The sequence below is a fragment of the Buchnera aphidicola (Astegopteryx bambusae) genome, assembly GCF_039365365.1.
Taxonomy (GTDB): Bacteria; Pseudomonadota; Gammaproteobacteria; order Enterobacterales; family Enterobacteriaceae; genus Buchnera_G; species Buchnera_G aphidicola_B.
In genome coordinates this window covers 19,007-39,550 of the sequence record NZ_CP134985.1, presented here as the reverse complement: position 1 = coordinate 39,550, position 20,544 = coordinate 19,007, and the positions used below count along the sequence as shown (strand labels likewise).

Sequence of the window (20,544 nt, the reverse complement as noted above, 5' to 3'; positions counted from 1 at the left end):
ATATAATTTTAATATTATACAAAACGACTAAAATCAATTTTTTTTATATTCAACAAATAACTGATAGAAAAAATTATATCTGATCTATTTAAAGTATAAAAATGAAAAGATCTAACTCCTTCTAAAAATAACTTATTTACAACATTTATTAATATAATACTACTAATTATTTTATGATAATTAGAACTATGATCTATATTATTAAAAACATTATAAATCCAATCAGGAACTGAAACATTTGTAATATTAGTAAATTTTTTTAATTGTGATAAATTATATATTGGTAATATTCCAGGAACTATTTCTTTTGTAATTCCTATTTTAAAACATTTATCTCTAAAATTTAAAAAACTTTCTGTTTTAAAAAAAAATTGAGTAATAGCTTTATTAGCTCCATTATCAATTTTTTTTTTTAAATTATATAAATCCTCTTTTTCATTTTTAGATTCAGGATGTTTTTCAGGATAAGCAGCAACTAATATTTCAAAATTTCTTATTTTTTTTAATTGATTTACTAAATCAGATGCATTAAAAAAAACATTTTTTGAATTATTAGAAAAATTATCTCCTCTTAAAGCTAATATTTTCCTAACACCAATTTTCCAATAATTGTTTGCAATATCTTTGATTTCATTTTTACAATGTTCTATGCATGTAAAATGAGGAACAATATACTTTTTATTATAATTTTTCATATTTTTTATTAAATTTAATGTATTATAATTTCCTCCAGAATTTTGATTACATGTTATAGAAAAAAATCTTGGATCTAATTTAGATAATTTAAAAAAACTTTTATAAAACTTATTTTTAGAAACTGAATTTGAATAAGGAAACATTTCAAATGAAATATTTATTTTATTTCTAAAATTCATATAATTATAATATATATTTTCTAAATTTTTATTAAAAATTTTTATCATATTATAAAATCCTTTAAACATATTAATAAAAAATAATAACATAAAAAATATTAAAAATATTTCTAATATAAAATTTTATATTTAAAAATAATAAAAATAAAAAATTTAAATTAATAACATAAACAAAATAATATAATTATTTCTTTACATTAAATTGAAAAAAAAATATGATATATAAAATATGTTTATTATAAATATATTTTTTTAAATATATTTGGCCGGCTTAGCTCAGCAGGTAGAGCAACTGATTTGTAATCAGTAGGTCACCAGTTCAATTCCGGTAGCCGGCAAATTAAATTAAAAATTTTTATTTATTTTAATATATAGGTGGGATTCCCGAGCGGTTAAAGGGAGCAGACTGTAAATCTGCCGTCTTAGACTTCGAAGGTTCGAATCCTTCTCCCACCAAAATATAATTTATTTTATAAAAAAGCAGGCATAGTATAATGGTATTACTTTAGCCTTCCAAGTTAATAATGCGGGTTCAATTCCCGCTGCCTGCTAAAAATATTAAATGCTGGTATAGCTTAGTAGGAAGAGCACATCCTTGGTAAGGATGAGATCCCAGTTCAAATCTGGGTATCAGCAAATAAAAAAAATTTAAAAAAAATATTTTTTTTATTTATATAAAAAAACTTTTAAATTTAAAAATATCAATAAATTTTATTAATTTTTTTGAATGTAAAAAAATTGAAATATTATGAAAAAAAAAAATAACAAAAAAATTAGAATATTTTATATATTATCATTTTTTTTTTTAGAAATTTTATTCTTTTTATATTTTTATATAAAAAAAAATTTTATTAGCAAAATAATATTTTTAACTTTTTCTATTTTTTTAATTTTAATTTTAATAAGTAAAACAAAAAAAATTAAAAATTTTTTGAAATTTATACAAGAAACTATAATAGAAACAAAAAAAATAAATTATCCTAAAAAAAAAGAAATATTATATATATCTATTGTAGTGATATTAATAACTATAATCACATCAAGTATTTTATGGATAATAGATAATTTAATATTTTATATTGTATCAAATATTATATCTATAAGGTTATAAAATGAAACAAAAAAAAGAATGGTATGTAATTCAATCTTTTTCTGGATTAGAAAACAAAGTCGCAGAATTAATAAAAAAACATATCAAAATAAATAATGTTCAAGACATGTTTGAAAAAATAATGATACCAACAGAAGAAGTTATAGAAATAAAAAATGGTAAAAAAAAAAGAGTGAAAATAAATTTTTTCCAGGATATATATTAATAAAAATGATTATGAATGAAAAAAGTTGGCACATTATTAGAAATGTACCAAAAGTATTAGGATTCATAGGAGGATCCCCAGAAAGTCCAATACCAATTAAAAAAAAAGATATAAAAAATATAATTAAAAAATTAAAAAAAATAGAAAATAAACCAAGACCTAAAATATTATTTGAACCAGGAGAAATAATTAGAATAAAAAACGGTCCTTTCTCAGATTTTAATGGGACAGTAGAAAATATAGATTATGATAAGAATAGATTAACAGTTTCAGTATCTATATTTGGTAGATCTACTCCAGTAGAATTAAACTTTTCACAAATAGAAAAAACATAAAAAAAAGAAATCATATATGTCAAAAAAAATAATAAGTTATATAAAATTGCAAATTCCATCAGGTATGGCAAATCCTAGCCCACCAGTAGGTCCAGCATTAGGACAAAAAGGAATAAATATAATGGAATTTTGTAAAAATTTTAATGAAAAAACAAAAAAATTAGAAAAAGGTATTCCAATACCAGTAATAATATCTGTTTTTTCTGATAAAACATTTACATTTATAACAAAAACTCCACCAGCATCAATATTATTAAAAAAATTAGCAAAAATAAAAAAAGGATCAGGAAAAAACAAAATAGAAAAAATAGGAAAAATTAGTAAAAAACAAATAAAAGAAATATCAAAAATAAAAATGAAAGACATGAACAGTACAAATATAAATAAAATTTCTCTTTCCATAATAGGAACTGCTAAATCTATAGGTCTAACAATAGAAGATTAAGAAAATGAAAAAAAAAAGCAAAAGAATGAAACAAATAAAAAAAAATATAAAAAAAAAAATATATAATATTGATGAATGTATAAATATTTTAAAAAAAACATCAAATGTAAAATTTTTAGAAAGCATAGATATATCTATAAATCTTAATATAGACACAAAACAAAATGAACAAAATATAAAAAATGTAGTTATGTTGCCTCATGGATTAGGAAAAAAAATAAAAACATTAGTTTTTACAAAAGGAAAAAATATAGAATTAGCAAAACAAGCAAAAGCAGATTACATTTATCAATATAACATAGAAAATATAAAAAAGAAAATTAACAAATTTGATGTAATAATTTCTTCTCCAGATTCCATGAGTATAGTCGGAAAATTTGGACATATATTAGGTCCTAGAGGATTAATGCCAAACATAAAATTTGAAACAATAACAAATGATATATTCAATGCAATTAAAAAAATAAAAAAAGGACAAATAAGATATAAAAACGACAAAAATGGAATAATACATACTTCTATAGGCAAAATAAATTTTACAACAACACAAATAAAAGAAAACTTTTTTGCATTTCTCAAATCATTAATAAAAACAAAACCTTCCAAAATAAAAGGTGAATTTTTTAAAAAAATTTATTTTTCTACTACTATGGGTGGATCTATACAAATAAATCATTCTGATTTAAATATATAAAAACAATTTTTTAAAAATTTATCAAACAAAAATCTAATATCAATTATTGTCCTAAAAAAATAAAAATATTATATTTTTATAAAAAAAAATATAAAAAATTATATTATAAAAAAAATAATAAAAAAATATTTTAAAATAAGTTAAAAAAAATGTAGGAAACAATATAAATATGATATTAAAAAGAAATAAAAAAAAACATATTATAAAAGAAATATACAATCTTTCAAAAAAATCAAAATCAGCTATTATAATAAATTTTTCTGGAATCAGTACAAATGAAATAAACAAGTTTAGAAAAATATCTTCAAAAAAAAATGTAATTATAAAAGTTATAAAAAACACATTATTAAAAATGTCAATACAAAAAACAAACTATAAATGTTTGAAAAAAATAATAAAAGGACCTACATTAATTGCATATTCTATGAAACATCCAGGATCTGCCGTTAGACTTATAAAAAAAAATAAAAAAGATTATAAATTAAAACCAATAATAGGATCATTAGAAGGAAAATTAATCTCTATTAAAAAATTGCTAATTATACCAACATACAAAGAATCAATAATCAAATTGATTAACTTTTTAAAGGAAATATGCATAATTAGATTAATAAAAATAATTAATATAATAAAATTAAAAAAAGAAAAAAAAAAATAATAAATTAGGAATAAATATGTCAATAAGCAAAACAAAAATAGTAGAAGAAATAGAAAAAATGTCTGTAAAAAATGTATTAGATTTAATTAAAAAAATGGAAAAAAAATTTAAAATATCATCTGAAGACATATCTACTAATACAAAAATTTTAAAAACAAATTCAAAAAAAGAAAAAACAGAATTTAAAATTTTTTTAAAATCTATAGGACCAAACAAAATATCCGTAATAAAAGCAATAAGAAGCATTACAAATTTAGGATTAAAAGAATCAAAAGATTTAGTAGAATCCGCTCCTACAATTGTAAAAGAAAATGTAAATAAAAAAGAATCAGAAATTTTAAAAAATACATTAGAAAAATCTGGAGCAACAATAGAAATAAAATAAAAATATTTAAAAAATTTTAAAAATATTATCTGGTGATTTTTTTTATAATCACCAGTATTTTAAAAAAATTTTATAAAAAATATTAAAAAAATACAAAAACTGTTTTATTAAAAGGAAAAATAATGGTTTTTACTTATACCGAAAAAAAAAGAATAAGAAAAAATTTTAGCAAAAGACCAAAAATATTAGAAATACCATATTTATTATCTGTTCAAATAAATTCATTCAAAAAATTTATAAAAAAAGATAAAAAAAATATATATGGATTAGAATCTGCTTTCAAATCAGTATTTCCAATAAAAAATTATAATTCAACTGCTGAACTAAAATATATAGATTATAAATTAGGAAAAAATGCATTTAATGTAAAAGAATGTCATACTAGAGGATTAACATATTCCTCTCCATTAAAAGTAAAATTAAAATTAATAATATATGAACAAGAAGAAAAAAAAAAGAAAATAAAAAAAATAGAAGAACAAGAAGTATATATGGGAGACATACCATTAATGACAAAAAATGGTACTTTTATAATTAATGGTACAGAAAGAGTAGTAGTTTCACAATTACATAGAAGTCCTGGAGTGTTTTTTGACAGTGATAAAGGAAAAACTAATTCATCTGGAAAAATATTATATAGTGCTAGAATAATTCCTTATAGAGGATCATGGTTAGATTTTGAATTTGATCAAAAAGATAATTTGTTTGTAAGAATAGATAGAAGAAGAAAATTACCAATTAGCATATTTTTAAAAGCAATGAATTACGATGAAAAAAAAATATTAAATATATTTTTTAAAAAAGATATTTTTGAAATAATAAAAAACAATGTTTACATGCATTTGTATCCTGAAAGATTAAGAGGAGAAAGAATATTCTTTAACATTAAATATAAAAATAAAATATATGTAAAAAAAGGAAAAAAAATAACAATAAAACACATAAAAAAATTAAAAAAAAATAAAATAAAAAAGATAAAAGTTCCAAATGAATATTTAATAGGAAAAATTTCTGCTAATGATTATTTTGATAAAAAAAATAAAAAAATTATAATATCTTCAAATACTGCATTTTGTTTAAAAACTATCAAAAAAATAATAAAATCTAACATAAATTGTATAAAAACAATATATACCAATGATCTAGATCAAGGACCTTACATATCCAACACAATAAAACTAGATGCTAATAAAGACAAAACACAATCTTTAATAGAAATATATAGAATGATGAGACCAGGCGAACCTCCTGCAAAAGAAGCAGCGACAAATTTATTTAATAACTTATTTTTCTGTGAAGACAGATATGATTTGTCCATAGTTGGAAGAATGAAATTAAATAAATCACTGTCTAGAAATTATATAACAGGACCAACAATTTTAGAAAAAAAAGATATTATAGATGTAATAAAAAAATTAATAGATATAAGAAATGGAAATGGGAAAATAGATGATATAGATCATTTAGGAAATAGAAGAATAAGATCAGTAGGAGAAATGGTAGAAAATCAATTTAGAGTTGGATTGGTTAGAGTAGAAAGATCAGTTAAAGAAAGATTATCACTAAATAATTTAGATTCACTTATTCCAAAAGATGTAGTAAATGCAAAACCAATATCAGCATCTATAAAAGAATTCTTTGGTTCAAGTCAATTATCACAGTTCATGGATCAAAATAATCCATTAGCAGAAATCACTCACAAAAGAAGAATATCTGCATTAGGAGTAGGAGGATTAACTAGAGAAAGAGCTGGATTTGAAGTGAGAGATGTACATCCAACACATTATGGAAGAGTATGTCCAATAGAAACACCAGAAGGTCCAAATATAGGATTAATAAATTCATTATCAGTTTATGCAAAAATAAACAAATATGGCTTTTTAGAAACTCCATATAGAAAGGTATCAAAAGGAATTGTAACTAATAAAATATGTTATTTATCAGCAATAGAAGAATATGAATATATAATAGCTCAAGCTAATACCAATATAAACGAAAAAAATAAATTTACAGAAGATTTAATAACTTGCAGAAGCAAAGGAGAATCAGGATTATTTCATCCTAATAAAATTGATTATATGGATGTTTCAACTCAACAAATTGTATCAGTAGGAGCATCTTTAATACCTTTTTTAGAACATGATGATGCAAATAGAGCATTAATGGGTGCTAACATGCAAAGACAAGCAGTTCCTACTTTAAAAGCAGAAAAACCATTAATAGGAACTGGAATGGAAAGATGTGTAGCTAAAGATTCAGGAGCAATGATAATTTCAAAAAGAAATGGAAAAGTTCAATATGTCGATGCATCTAAAATAGTAATAAAATCAAAAGAAAAAAATAATATAGATGAATTAGGAATAGATATTTACAACTTAACTAAATATGCAAGATCAAATCAAAACACATGTATAAATCAAACCCCATGTGTAAAAATTAATGAAAAAGTATTAAAGGGTGATATATTAGCTGATGGCACATCTACAGATTTAGGAGAACTGGCATTAGGTCAAAATTTAAGAGTAGCATTTATGCCATGGAATGGATATAACTTTGAAGATTCAATATTAATATCAGAAAAAGTAGTTAAAGAAAATAGATTTACAACTATACATATACAAGAACTAGCATGTATTTCTAGAGATACAAAATTAGGATCTGAAGAAATAACATCAGATATCCCAAATATAGGAGAGCATGCATTATCAAAATTAGATGAATCAGGAATAATATACATAGGAGCTGAAGTAAAAGAAAATGACATATTAGTCGGAAAAGTCACTCCAAAAGGGGAAACTCAACTGACACCAGAAGAAAAATTATTAAGAGCAATTTTTGGAGAAAAAGCATCTGATGTAAAAGATTCTTCTTTAAGAGTGCCAAACGGTATAGTAGGGACAGTAATAGACATACAAATATTTACAAGAGATGGTGTAAAAAAAGACAAAAGAACCATAGAAATTGAAAAGTCAAATATAGAAAAATCAAAAAAAAATTTATTAGAAAAATTTAATATTTTAAAAAAAAATATATTAAAAATTTTTTGTAAAATTATAAAAATAAAAAATGTAAAAGAAACAGAAATAACAAAAATTATAAAAAAAAACTTTTTTAAAAAAAATATAAATACTAAAAAAAAGAATCAAATAAAAATTTTACTAGAAAAATATAAAAAAATAAAAAAAGAACTAAAAAAAAATATAAACATAACTAAAAAAAAAATACTAAAAGGAGACGATTTAGCACCTGGAATTTTAAAAGTGGTAAAAGTATATCTAGCAGTAAAAAGACAAATACAAGTCGGGGACAAAATGGCTGGAAGGCATGGAAATAAAGGAGTAATATCAAAAATAAATCCTATAGAAGATATGCCTTATGATAAATTTGGACATCCAATAGATATAGTTTTAAATCCTCTTGGAGTGCCATCAAGAATGAACATAGGTCAAATATTAGAAACACATCTTGGAATGGCTGCTAAGGGAATAGGAAATAAAATAAAAAAAATGTTAAAAAATAAAAAACATATAAATAAAATAAAAAAATATATACAAAAAATATTCAACGTTGGAAAAAATATACAACAAAAAATAAATTTTGACAAATTTTCAGACATAGAAATATTAAATTTAGCAAAAAATTTTACAAAAGGAATGCCAATATCTACCCCAGTTTTTGATGGAGCTACAGAAAAAGAAATAAAAAAAATGTTAAAATTAGCTGATTGTCCAAAATCAGGACAAATAAAATTATTTGATGGAAAAACTGGAGAACAATTTGAAAGACCTGTAACAGTAGGATATATGTATATGTTAAAATTAAATCACTTAATAGATGATAAAATGCATGCAAGATCCACTGGATCATATAGTTTAATTACACAACAACCATTAGGAGGAAAAGCTCAATTTGGAGGTCAAAGATTTGGAGAAATGGAAGTATGGGCATTAGAAGCATATGGTGCATCTCATACGCTTCAAGAAATGTTAACAGTAAAATCAGATGATGTAAACGGAAGAACAAAAATATACAAAAACATTGTAGATGGCAATTATAAAATGAACCCAGGAATGCCTGAATCATTTAATGTTTTATTAAAAGAAATAAGATCCTTGGGTATAAATATTGAATTAGAAAATAAATAAAAAATTCACTAAATTTTTTTAAAAACAATTAATTAATGTGTTTATACTAATAGAGAACATATTTTGAAAAATTTACTAAAATTTTTAAAAGGAAAAACAAAAACTATAGAATTTGATTCTATAAAAATTTCATTATCTTCTCCTGATGTTGTAAGATCATGGTCATTTGGAGAAGTAAAAAAACCTGAAACTATAAACTATAGAACATTCAAACCAGAAAGAGAAGGATTATTTTGTGCAAAAATTTTTGGACCTGTAAAAGATTATGAATGTTTATGCGGAAAATATAAAAGATTAAAACACAGAGGAGTAATATGCGAAAAATGTGGGGTAGAAGTTACAAAAAGTAAAGTTAGAAGAGATAGAATGGGGCATATAGAATTAGCATCTCCAATAGCACATATTTGGTTCTTAAAATCTTTACCATCAAGAATAGGATTATTACTTAATATACCATTAAAAGACATAGAAAAAGTATTATATTTTGAATCATATATAGTAATAAATTCTGGAAATACGAATTTAAAAAAAAAACAAATATTGTCTGAAGAACAATATATAAATTCAATAAAAGAGTTTGGAAATGATTTTGTCGCAAACATGGGAGCTGAAGCAATTCAAACATTATTAAAAAATATAAATTTGAAGAAGATATCTTTAAAATTACGAAAAAAATTTAAAAACATTAATTCTGATAATAAAAGAAAAAAAATTTCTAAAAGAATAAAATTAATAGACTCATTTTTGCAATCTGATAATAAACCAGAATGGATGATTTTTAATGTACTACCAGTATTACCCCCAGATTTAAGACCATTAGTACCATTAGATGGAGGAAGATTTGCAACATCTGATTTAAACGATTTATATAGAAGAGTAATAAATAGAAACAACAGATTAAAAAGATTATTAGAATTATCTGCTCCAGAAATAATAGTAAGAAATGAAAAAAGAATGTTACAAGAAGCAGTAGATGCTTTATTAGATAATGGAAGAAGAGGAAAAGCAATCATAGGATCTAATAAAAGACCTTTAAAATCATTAGCAGACATGATAAAAGGAAAGCAAGGAAGATTTAGACAAAATTTATTAGGAAAACGTGTTGACTATTCAGGAAGATCTGTAATAACAGTTGGTCCATATTTAAAACTTAATCAATGCGGTCTTCCAAAAAAAATGGCTTTAGAACTTTTTAAACCATTTATATATGGAAAATTAGAATCTAAAGGATTAGCTAATACAATAAAATCTGCAAAAAAAATGGTAGAAAGAGAAGATCCAATAGTTTGGGACATATTAGATAAAGTAATAAAAAAACATCCTATTTTATTAAACAGAGCGCCAACATTACACAGATTAGGAATACAAGCATTTCAACCAATCTTGATAGAAGGAAAAGCTATTCAATTACATCCATTAGTATGTGCTGCATATAATGCTGATTTTGATGGAGATCAAATGGCTGTACACATTCCTCTTACGATACAAGCACAAAAAGAAGCATCATCATTAATGATGTCTACAAAAAATGTTTTATCACCAGCAAACGGTGAACCAATAATAGTTCCTTCTCAAGATGTTGTTTTAGGATTATATTATATGACAAGAGAAAAAATAAATTCTAAAGGAGAAGGATCTATTTTAACAGGATCTGATGAAGCAGAAAGACTATATTATTCTGACAAAGCGTCATTACATGCAAAAGTTAAAGTAAGAATTTTTGAATATAAAAAAACAGAAAACAAAAATTTTAAAAAAAATGTTAGCATAATAAATACTACAATAGGAAGATCTATTTTATGGAAAATAATACCAAAAGGGTTATCTTTTTCATTAATAAACAAAACATTAGAAAAAAAATCAATTTCTGAAATATTAAATATATGTTATAGAACCTTAGGAACAAAAAAAACAGTAATATTAGCAGATCAAATAATGTATACAGGATTTAAATATGCTGCAAAATCCGGATCATCAGTAGGAATAGATGATATGGTGATACCAAAAGAAAAATATGACATTATATCTGATGCTGAAACAGAAGTTTCAGAAATACAAGAACAATTTCATTCAGGATTAGTAACCGCAGGAGAAAGATATAACAAAGTTATAGACATATGGTCAAATGCAAATGAAAAAGTTTCTAAAGCTATGATGAAAAATTTATCAATAGAAAAAATACTAAATAAAAATGGAAAATTAAAAAAACAAATATCATTTAACAGTATTTTTATTATGGCTGACTCAGGAGCAAGAGGATCCGCTGCTCAAATAAGACAATTAGCAGGTATGAGAGGACTAATGGCTAAACCAGATGGATCTATAATAGAAACTCCGATAATAGCAAATTTTAGAGAAGGTCTTAACGTACTACAATATTTTATATCCACTCATGGGGCTAGAAAAGGATTAGCTGACACTGCATTAAAAACAGCGAATTCTGGATATTTAACTAGAAGATTAGTAGATGTTGCGCAAGATTTAGTAATTACAGAAAATGATTGCAAAACTAAAGATGGAATGTCTATTTTTATAACAATAGAAAATGGAGAAATAAAAGAATATTTAAGAGATAAAGTTTTAGGAAGAGTAATTTCAGAAAATATAAAAACACCTAAAACTAACAAAATTTTAATAAAAAAAAATACTTTATTAAATGAAAATTTATGCAAAAAATTAGAAAAATATTCTATCAATAAAATAAAAGTTAGAACAGTAGTAAAGTGTGAAACTGAATTTGGTGTATGTGCTCAATGTTATGGAAGGGATTTATCAAGAGGTAAACTAGTAAATAAAGGAGAAGCAATTGGAGTTATAGCTGCACAATCTATAGGTGAACCAGGAACTCAACTTACTATGAGAACTTTTCACATCGGAGGAGCTGCTTCTAGATTAGTAACAGAGTCTAGTATAAAAATAAAAAGTTCTGGAATAATAAATTTACATAACGCAAAAACAGTTAAAAAAAAAAATGGTAATATAATAATTATTTCTAGAAACGTAGAGCTAAGAATAACTGATAAATATGGAAGAATAAAAGAAAATCACAAAATACCATATGGTGCTATATTAAAAAAATATAATAATAAAAAAGTAAATTCAGGAGAAATTGTAGCACAATGGGATCCTCATTCAATACCGATAATTTCTGAAATAAATGGATATGTAAAATTTTCAGAAATAATAGAAGGTCAAAGTGTAATTAAACAAACAGATGAATTAACAGGATTATCTTATATAAAAGTATTAGATACTTCTGAAAGAACGATTATAGGAAAAGATTTAAGACCATCAATAAAAATTATAAATAAAAATAAAAAAGACATACAAGAAAATAATGCAAAAAACAATTATAAATATTTTTTACCTGGTAAATCAATAATACAATTTGAAAATAATGAAAAAATATATTCTGGAGATGTAATAGCAAAAGTGCCTCAAGAATCTAGTGTAACTAAAGACATTACTGGAGGATTACCTAGAGTCGCGGATTTATTTGAAGCAAGAAAATCAAAAGAGTTAGCTATATTAGCAGAAATAAGTGGAAAAATATCTTTTGGAAAAGAAACAAAGGGTAAAAGAAGACTAATAATTACTTCAAAAAATAAAAAAAAATTATACGAAGAAATGATACCTAAATGGAGGCAACTTAATGTTTTTGAGGGAGAAATAGTAGAAAAAGGAGATATAATTTCAGATGGAACAGAATCTCCGCATGACATATTAAGATTAAGAGGAGTAATATCTGTTACTAAATATATAATAAATGAAGTTCAAGAAGTATATAAATTACAAGGTGTAAAAATAAATGATAAACATATAGAAGTTATAATTAGGCAAATGTTAAGAAAAGCTACTATATTAAATCCAGGAGATTCAAAATTTTTACATGAAGAACAAGTAGAGTATTCAAAAATAGTTTTAGAAAATAAAATCTTAAAGAAAAAAAATAAAAAAACAGCAACATTTAATAGAAATTTATTAGGAATAACAAAAGCATCTTTAGCAACAGAATCTTTTATTTCTGCTGCATCATTTCAAGAAACTACTAGAGTTTTAACAGAATCTTCAATATCTGGCAAAAAAGATGAGTTGAGAGGTTTAAAAGAAAATGTAATAGTTGGAAGATTAATACCTGCTGGTACAGGATATAAATATCATAAAAAAAGAGCTAAACTAATAGAAAAAAGAAAAAATCAAATTAAACAATCAAAAAAAAATATTACCACTGTAGAAGAAGCTTCAGCTAATTTATCAGAAATGTTAAATTCTAATTTATAAATTTTGTATAAACATAATTAAAAATATTTTATTAAACGTTTTTATAAATAATTTATAAAATATTAAATTTTATAAAAAAAATAAAAAACTGAATTAAATAATTTAAAAATATAAATGTTAAAAAATTATATATTATTATAATTGTATAACTATAATAGTTATAATAAAAATTCTAATAAAAATAAAAAAAATAAAAAATAAAAATTTTAAAAGATTACATTATTTTTTTAAAATTATTATTAACAAAATTTAAAATACATAATTAAGGAAAATTAATGAATAAAGCTGAATTAATAAAAGCAGTTGCAGAAAAAACTTCACTAACTAAATCTCAAACAAAAAATACATTAGAAACTACATTACAAATAATTACACAATCTTTAAAACAAGGAAAAACAGTGCAAATAGTTGGATTTGGAACTTTTAAAGTTAATCAAAGATCAGAAAGAATAGGAAGAAATCCACAAACAGGAGAAGAAATAAAAATTGCAGCTACTAGAGTTCCAGCTTTTGTTTCAGGAAAAGCATTAAAAAACGCTGTAAAAAAATAATATTATTTATAAAAGATTATTATTTATAAAAATAAAATATATAGAAAAATTTTTAAACAAAAACATTTTTTAAAATAAAAAAAATAAAATATTATATAAAAATATTGTAATATTAATTTTATTAATATAAATTTTTTACAATATTTAAACAAAACTATTAAAACTGAAATATTCAAAAATTTTCAGTTTTAATAGTTAAAATTAAAGTATTTTTAAACATAAAAAATAAAATATTTAAATGAACAAAAAAATTAAATTTTATTTCTCAAATTTTTTGTAGCTAATATCATATTTTTTAGAGATATTTTTACTTCTTTCCAATTTCTAGTTTTTAACCCACAATCTGGATTAATCCACAAATTTTCTATATTAAATATCTTTATATATTTTTTTATAGTATCGTATATGTTCGAAACACTTGGAATATTAGTTGTATGTATATCATATACACCAGGTCCTATCCCATTAGGGTATTTAATATTTTTAAAGCAATCTAATAATTTTAAATGAGATTTAGAAGATTCTATAGTTATTACATCAGCATCTAACTTAATTATAGAATCTATAATGTTATTAAAATTAGAATAACACATATGTGTATGTATTTGAGTTTCATCATTTACAACAGATGAACTTAATTTGAAAGCATCAATCGCCCAAGACAAATATGATTTTATATATTTTTTTCTTAATGGTAAACCTTCTCTAAAAGCTGGCTCATCAATTTGAATAATTTTTATTCCAGCATTTTCTAAATCTTTTACTTCTTTTCTAATAGCAATAGCAATTTGTTTAGAGATAATATCTTTTGATAAGTCTTCCCTACAAAATGACCATAGTAAAATAGTTACAGGACCAGTTAGCATCCCTTTAACTAATTTTTTAGTCTTAGATTGAGCATATTTAGTCCATTTTATAGTTATCGGTTTTTTTCTAGAAACATTATCAAATATTATAGGAGGTTTTACACATCTAGAGCCATAACTTTGAACCCACCCAAATTCTGTAAATAAAAATCCTTCTAAATGTTGACCAAAATATTCTACCATATCATTTCTTTCAGGTTCACCATGTACTAATACATCTAATCCTAAATTTTCTTGTTCGAGAATAACATTTTTTATATATTTTTTTATTTCAAAATTATATTTTTTTAAATCTATTTTATTGTTTTTAAATTTTAATCTAATGTTTCTTAACTCTTTTGTCTGAGGAAAAGATCCTATAGTAGTAGTAGGTAGAATTGGTATTTTTAAATTTTTAATTTGTTGTTTTATTCTAAATTCATAAGTACTTTTTCTTACCAAATCATTTTTTTTTATATAAACATTTTTTCTTTTATTATATACATCACTATTATAAAAAAAATTTTTTTTTGTAAAAAAATTTTTATTAAAATTTTTTAAACACTTTTTTAATAAATATAATTCTTTGCATTTTTGTATTGCAAAAGAAAATTTTTTTAAAACAGATTTTTTTATTTTTGTTTCTACAGATATATCAATTGGCACATGCATTAGAGAACAAGAAGTACTTATAAAAAAATTTCTTTTAAAATTTTTTATGAAACATATTTCATTATATATTTTTTGTAAATCTGCTTTCCATATATTTCTGCCATTTATCACACCTAAAGATATACAAATATCTTTAGACAACATTTTTATTAAATTTTGTAAATTATTTTTTTCACTAACACAATCTATATGTATACCATCAATAGGAATATTTTTTATAATATCTATATTATGTGATATACTACCAAAATAAGTAGTTAACAATATTTTTAAATTTTTATTATTTAAATAATTATATGCATATATAAAAGATTCTAACCATTTTTTTGAAATATCTAAAACCAATATTGGTTCATCTATTTGTACCCATTTTATATTTCTTTTATTAAACTCTGATAAAATATTTTTATATATAGGTAAAATTTTATCTAATAATTCTAACTTATCAAATACTGTATTATTATCTCTTTTTCCTAACCATAAATAACTAATTGGTCCTAATAAAATTGGTTTAATATTATTAAAATTTAAGTTTATAGCTTCATCAACTTCTTCTAATATTTGTTTCCAAGAAAATTTAAAATATGTATTTTTATTAAATTCTGGAACTATATAATGATAATTTGTATTGAACCACTTAGTCATTTCAGACGAACATGCAAAATTATTTTTTGAATTATAGCCTCTAGCAATTCCAAATAAAGTGTCTATATCAACTTTATTATTTACATTTCTATGTCTTGTAGGTATATTTCCAACCATCATACTATTATTTAATACATGATCATACCAAGAAAAATCTCCAACACATAAAAAATCTAAACATGCAGATTTTTGAATTTTTAAATTATTTTTTCTTATTTTTCTTCCTACAGAAAATAATTCATCTTTACTTATCTCATTATTCCAATATTTTTCTTGAGCAATCTTTAACTCTCGATTAGGACCTATTCTTGGAAAACCCAATATATGACTAAAAATGTTCATCAAATAAATTCTCTTATACAAACAAAATATATTTTATATAAATTTAAATATCAAATTTATAATATTTGACATGTTATAAACTATATAAACAACTTTATAAAAAATATTAAAAGATAATAATATTATTATATCATTTTTATAAAAACATTACATACAATGTTAATTATAAACTACGTATATATTGTACATTAAAAAGTAAATGACATAAAATTTTATAAAAATATTATTAAAATATTAACTTTTTATTTTTAGTTTCATCTTTTTCATAGCAATTTTTTCAATTTGTCTAACTCTTTCAGCAGAAATGCCATAATAATCTGCTAAATTTTGTAAAGTTTTTTTTTTATTATTATATAACCATCTAGAAGTTATTATATTTTTACTTCTTTTGTCTAAACTCAACAATGCATTATTAAGTTTTCTTATATTATATTTAAAAAAATCATTTTTTTCCAAAATATTTGCAAAATTTGAATTTTTATCTTTTAAATAAGATGATACTAATCTAAATTTCGTATGATTTTCATCTTCTTTACATGAAGAAAGATTAAAATTTAAATCCTTAGACAACATTCTATTTTCCATTTCTTTTACATCATTTGATGTAACTCCTAATTCTTTAGCAACAGTTTCTATTTCATATTTATTAAACCACCCGAGTCGTTTTTTATTCTTTCTTAAATTAAAAAATAATTTTCTTTGAGCTTTTGTAGTAGCTATTTTAACTATTCTCCAATTTTTTAAAACATATTCATGTATTTCTGATTTTATCCAATGTACAGCAAAAGATATTAGTCTAACACCAATTTCTGGATTAAATTTTTTTACTGCTTTCATTAATCCAATATTACCTTCTTGGATTAAATCAGATTGCAACAAACCATATCCTAAATAATTTCTTGAAATATGTACAACAAATCTTAAATTAGATAATATTAAATTTTTAGCAGCAACTAAATCACTATTATGATAGAATAAATTTGAAAAATGTTTTTCTTTTTTTCTTGAAATAACAGGAAAAGAAAAAACTACGTTTATATAAGAATTTAAACTTCCTAAAGAACCATAAGAAATAGCATCAATAATTTTTAACATTTAATTACCTAAATTATAAAAATTTTAGTTTAAAAAAATAAAAAATAAAATATTAATATAAAAAAATTATTATATTATTATATAACTTATATATATAAAAAATAAAAATACATATTATGTATATAAATACAAAAATTACTCTAATATAGATTTAACAAAATTTTTGCTATCAAATTTATGCAAATCTTCTTTATTTTCTCCAGTACAAATATATCTTATTGGAATGTTAAATTTATTAGAAACATTAAAAATCATACCACCTTTAGATGTTCCATCCAATTTAGTAAAAATTGTACCTGTAACATTTATTGCATCATTAAATACTTTAGTTTGTTTTATAACATTATGACCACTAGAAGAATCTACTACTAAAATTATTTCATCAGGATAATTTTTATCTATTTTTTTCGTAACGCGAACAATTTTTTTAAGTTCAGATATAAAATTTTTATTATTATGTAATCTACCAGAAGTATCTGCTATTAACACTTCTATATGTTTGTTCTTAGCGGATTGTATAGCATCAAAAATAACAGATGCTGCATCAGCTTTATAATGTTGAGACACTAAAGGTACAGATATTTTTTTAGAAATTATTTTTAATTGTTCTATTGCAGCCGCCCTAAAAGTATCTCCTGCAGCTATCATAACAGATTTTCCTTGATTTTTATATTTCCATGCTAATTTTCCAACAGTCGTTGTTTTTCCAACACCATTAACTCCTACTACTAAAATTAAAAAAGGATATTTTTTTTTAATCTTTAAATTATTGTTATAAGAAACTTTTAATATTTTCAATAATTGAGTTTTTAACATATCTAAAACAATCTTTTCATCCAAAATATTTTTTTTACAAATTTCTTTATTTAAATTAGAAATTATTTTTTTAGAAGTATTAAACCCGACATCACATAATAATAAATTTTCTTCTAACTTTTTCAAAAATTTTTTATTAATTTTTACATTATCTTTAAAAAATATTTCTTTTATTTTTGAACTAATTTTTTTTTTAGTATTATATAATTTTTCTTTAAATATGTTAAAAATACTTTTATTTTTATCTAAATGTAGTTTATTTTTTTTTTCATGTAACTTATCTATAGATGAAAATTTTTTATAATTCTTATGGTTTTTATCATAAAAATTTTTTCTTTTATCATTATTTATTTTATTATTATTTTTTAAATTATTATACTTATCATCTGATTTTTTACAAACTTTTTTTTTTTAAAACTACTTAATATCCAAGAAACAAAACTATTATTTTTACTCTTTGACATATTTTATTCTCATTTCTATAATATTGAATTGAATAATTTTATTAACAGATATTCATAAAATTATATAATAACATTTTTACATTATAAAAAATATAAATCAAATATATTAATAATATTGTTGCATATAATATGAAAATAATATCAGGAAAATTTAAATCTAGAAATATAATAATAAACAAAAAAAATAAAGTAAGACCAACAACAAATTTAATGAAAAAAGTTCTATTTGAATGGTTATCAAAATATATAAAGAAATCAAAATGTTTAGATTGTTTTTGTGGAAGCGCATCACTGAGCATAGAAGCAATATCTAGAAATGCTAAATGTGTAACTTCATTAGAAAAAAATTTTTATTTATATAAAAATATATTAAAAAATATAAAAAAATTGTCTATAAAAAATATAAATGTAATAAATGTAAATGCATTAAAATGGTTAAATAGATATGGAAAACCATATGATATAATATTTTTAGATCCTCCATTTAACAATAATATTATAAACAACATTATAATTTTATTGAAAAAAAATAATTGGACAAAAAAAAATACTATTGTTTATTTAGAAAATATAAAAAAAAAAAATATATATATTCCTAAAAATTGGAAAAATATAAAAAAAAAAAATATAGGTCAAACAATTGGTAAACTATATTTAGTTAAAAATTAACTAAACGAAAATAAAAAATATAAAATATAGGAAACAATTTTATGGAAATAAAAAAATTAAATTTATTTAAAGTAACTATAGAAAATTTTTTAAAAGAACCATCAAAATATTTGAAAAAAACAAAAAAAAAAACAATACTAATATTAGAAAAAAACGCTCCCAAAACATACATAATAAATAATTATATATTAAAAAAAATTTTTAAAAAAATAAAAATATATAAAAAAAAAATAGATAATGATATTTCTAAAAAAATTATATCAATTGAAAAATTTAACTCAAAAAATAAAATACAAAACAAATTTGCAATGTATAAAAATTGGAATCCAGATAAAAATTTTATTAAAAAAGCTGCCATGTGGGGAATAGAAATAAAAAAAAAAGTATCTAGAAGTGAATTAAATTTATTTATAGATTATTGGAAAGCAGAAGGAAGAATATTACACCATATTCAATGGGAACAAAAATTAGCATATAGTTTAAAAATAACAAGAGCATCAAAACATAATAAAAACATATCTAAATCTAATAAAATTTATATAAAAAAAAATTATATTCCAGATGGTTTTAGAGACAAATAATGAAAAATAATACCATTAATTTTTTAAAAAGATTAAAAAAAATAATTCCTAAACATATAAAACCAAAATTTAAAAATGACAAAGATTTGCTATCATGGAATCAAGAACAGGGAATAATTTCTTCAAAATCTATATTAAAAAAAAATAAAATTATGAAAATAAAAAAAACATTTAAAAAATCTGGAATAAAAGCATTATATACTAAATGTTCATTTAAAAACTATATTATAAAACACAAAGGGCATGAAAGAGTTTTAAATGCAGCAAAAAAATATGCAAAAAACTTTAATAATCATGTATCTAGTTTTATTTTTTCGGGTAATCCTGGAACCGGTAAAAATCATCTTGCTTCTGCTATTGGAAATTATTTAATATTAAAAGGAAAAAGTGTGCTTATAGTAACGGTAGCAGATTTAATGTCTAATATGAAAGAAACATTCAACGGATCAAGTAATTTGACAGAAGAGAATTTATTGAATAAATTAAGTACAGTAGATTTATTAATGATAGATGAAATTGGTATGCAAACAGAATCTAAATATGAAAAAGTAGTCATTAATCAAATAGTAGATAGAAGATCTTCATCAAAAAGATCTACAGGAATGTTATCTAATTTAAATCATAATGGTATGAAAACATTATTAGGAGAAAGAGTAATAGACAGAATGAGAATAGGAAAAAGTTTATGGTTAAATTTTGAATGGAAAAGTTATAGAAAATATATATAAAA

15 protein-coding genes, 4 tRNA genes and 1 pseudogene are annotated in these 20,544 nt (G+C 21.6%); 16 read left to right on the top strand and 4 right to left on the bottom strand.

Annotated elements, in window-relative coordinates; genetic code table 11:
- Positions 1-14: 14 nt before the first annotated feature.
- Entirely contained in the window at positions 15-923 is a 909-nt protein-coding gene (locus RJD44_RS00195; protein ID WP_343189977.1) for a methylenetetrahydrofolate reductase, read from the bottom strand.
- A 217-nt stretch (positions 924-1,140) separates the two neighbouring features.
- Between RJD44_RS00195 and RJD44_RS00190 the strand changes: the two genes are divergently transcribed.
- From RJD44_RS00190 to RJD44_RS00130, 13 genes and pseudogenes are all read left to right on the top strand, one after another.
- Positions 1,141-1,213 (top strand) — tRNA-Thr (locus RJD44_RS00190).
- Positions 1,214-1,249: 36 nt separating this feature from the next.
- Positions 1,250-1,331 (top strand) — tRNA-Tyr (locus RJD44_RS00185).
- Positions 1,332-1,355: 24 nt separating this feature from the next.
- A tRNA-Gly gene (locus RJD44_RS00180) sits at positions 1,356-1,426 on the top strand.
- 13 nt (positions 1,427-1,439) lie between these two features.
- Positions 1,440-1,511, top strand: a tRNA-Thr gene (locus tag RJD44_RS00175).
- Between the two features lie 112 nt (positions 1,512-1,623).
- The gene (gene secE, locus RJD44_RS00170; protein WP_343189976.1) at positions 1,624-1,986 is read left to right on the top strand and encodes a preprotein translocase subunit SecE; all 363 of its coding nucleotides are present in this window, start codon (positions 1,624-1,626) and stop codon (positions 1,984-1,986) included.
- A 1-nt stretch (position 1,987) separates the two neighbouring features.
- Positions 1,988-2,526 (top strand): annotated as a pseudogene (gene nusG / locus RJD44_RS00165) (transcription termination/antitermination protein NusG).
- 16 nt (positions 2,527-2,542) lie between these two features.
- Entirely contained in the window at positions 2,543-2,971 is a 429-nt protein-coding gene (gene rplK, locus RJD44_RS00160; RefSeq protein ID WP_343189975.1) for a 50S ribosomal protein L11, read from the top strand.
- 4 nt (positions 2,972-2,975) lie between these two features.
- Entirely contained in the window at positions 2,976-3,665 is a 690-nt protein-coding gene (gene rplA / locus RJD44_RS00155) for a 50S ribosomal protein L1 (RefSeq protein WP_343189974.1), read from the top strand.
- Positions 3,666-3,834: 169 nt separating this feature from the next.
- Positions 3,835-4,323 carry a 50S ribosomal protein L10 gene (rplJ, locus tag RJD44_RS00150; protein WP_343189973.1) on the top strand — a complete coding sequence of 163 codons (489 nt, stop codon included), beginning with the start codon at positions 3,835-3,837 and terminating at the stop codon, positions 4,321-4,323.
- Positions 4,324-4,339: 16 nt separating this feature from the next.
- Positions 4,340-4,708, top strand: a complete 369-nt coding sequence (gene rplL, locus RJD44_RS00145; RefSeq protein ID WP_343189972.1) for a 50S ribosomal protein L7/L12 — start codon at positions 4,340-4,342, stop codon at positions 4,706-4,708.
- Positions 4,709-4,830: 122 nt separating this feature from the next.
- Positions 4,831-8,853: a DNA-directed RNA polymerase subunit beta gene (gene rpoB / locus RJD44_RS00140; RefSeq protein ID WP_343189971.1), complete on the top strand. Its 4,023-nt coding sequence runs from the start codon at positions 4,831-4,833 to the stop codon at positions 8,851-8,853.
- A 63-nt stretch (positions 8,854-8,916) separates the two neighbouring features.
- Positions 8,917-13,134: a DNA-directed RNA polymerase subunit beta' gene (gene rpoC, locus RJD44_RS00135; protein WP_343189970.1), complete on the top strand. Its 4,218-nt coding sequence runs from the start codon at positions 8,917-8,919 to the stop codon at positions 13,132-13,134.
- Positions 13,135-13,409: 275 nt separating this feature from the next.
- A complete protein-coding gene (locus tag RJD44_RS00130; protein WP_343189969.1) occupies positions 13,410-13,685 on the top strand; it encodes an HU family DNA-binding protein in 276 nt (91 codons plus the stop codon).
- 251 nt (positions 13,686-13,936) lie between these two features.
- Here the strand turns inward: RJD44_RS00130 and metE are convergent, their stop codons facing one another.
- The 3 genes from metE to ftsY all read right to left on the bottom strand — a co-directional run bounded on the left by metE (position 13,937) and on the right by ftsY (position 18,274).
- Positions 13,937-16,189: a 5-methyltetrahydropteroyltriglutamate--homocysteine S-methyltransferase gene (metE, locus tag RJD44_RS00125; RefSeq protein ID WP_343189968.1), complete on the bottom strand. Its 2,253-nt coding sequence runs from the start codon at positions 16,187-16,189 to the stop codon at positions 13,937-13,939.
- Positions 16,190-16,423: 234 nt separating this feature from the next.
- On the bottom strand, positions 16,424-17,284 hold the full coding sequence (rpoH, locus tag RJD44_RS00120; RefSeq protein WP_343189967.1) for an RNA polymerase sigma factor RpoH: 861 nt from the start codon (positions 17,282-17,284) through the stop codon (positions 16,424-16,426).
- A gap of 135 nt (positions 17,285-17,419) precedes the next feature.
- On the bottom strand, positions 17,420-18,274 hold the full coding sequence (gene ftsY, locus RJD44_RS00115) for a signal recognition particle-docking protein FtsY (protein ID WP_343190127.1): 855 nt from the start codon (positions 18,272-18,274) through the stop codon (positions 17,420-17,422).
- A gap of 419 nt (positions 18,275-18,693) precedes the next feature.
- On the opposite strand from ftsY, the gene rsmD reads away from it, so the two are divergent.
- The 3 genes from rsmD to dnaC are packed head-to-tail and all read left to right on the top strand — an operon-like array spanning position 18,694 to position 20,542.
- Positions 18,694-19,233 carry a 16S rRNA (guanine(966)-N(2))-methyltransferase RsmD gene (gene rsmD / locus RJD44_RS00110; RefSeq protein WP_343189966.1) on the top strand — a complete coding sequence of 180 codons (540 nt, stop codon included), beginning with the start codon at positions 18,694-18,696 and terminating at the stop codon, positions 19,231-19,233.
- Positions 19,234-19,274: 41 nt separating this feature from the next.
- Complete coding sequence (locus RJD44_RS00105) at positions 19,275-19,814, top strand: DnaT-like ssDNA-binding domain-containing protein (protein ID WP_343189965.1); 540 nt, start codon at positions 19,275-19,277, stop codon at positions 19,812-19,814.
- The gene (dnaC, locus tag RJD44_RS00100; protein WP_343189964.1) at positions 19,814-20,542 is read left to right on the top strand and encodes a DNA replication protein DnaC; all 729 of its coding nucleotides are present in this window, start codon (positions 19,814-19,816) and stop codon (positions 20,540-20,542) included. The genes RJD44_RS00105 and dnaC overlap by 1 nt, the downstream gene beginning before the upstream one ends.
- The last annotated feature ends 2 nt before the right edge of the window (positions 20,543-20,544 follow it).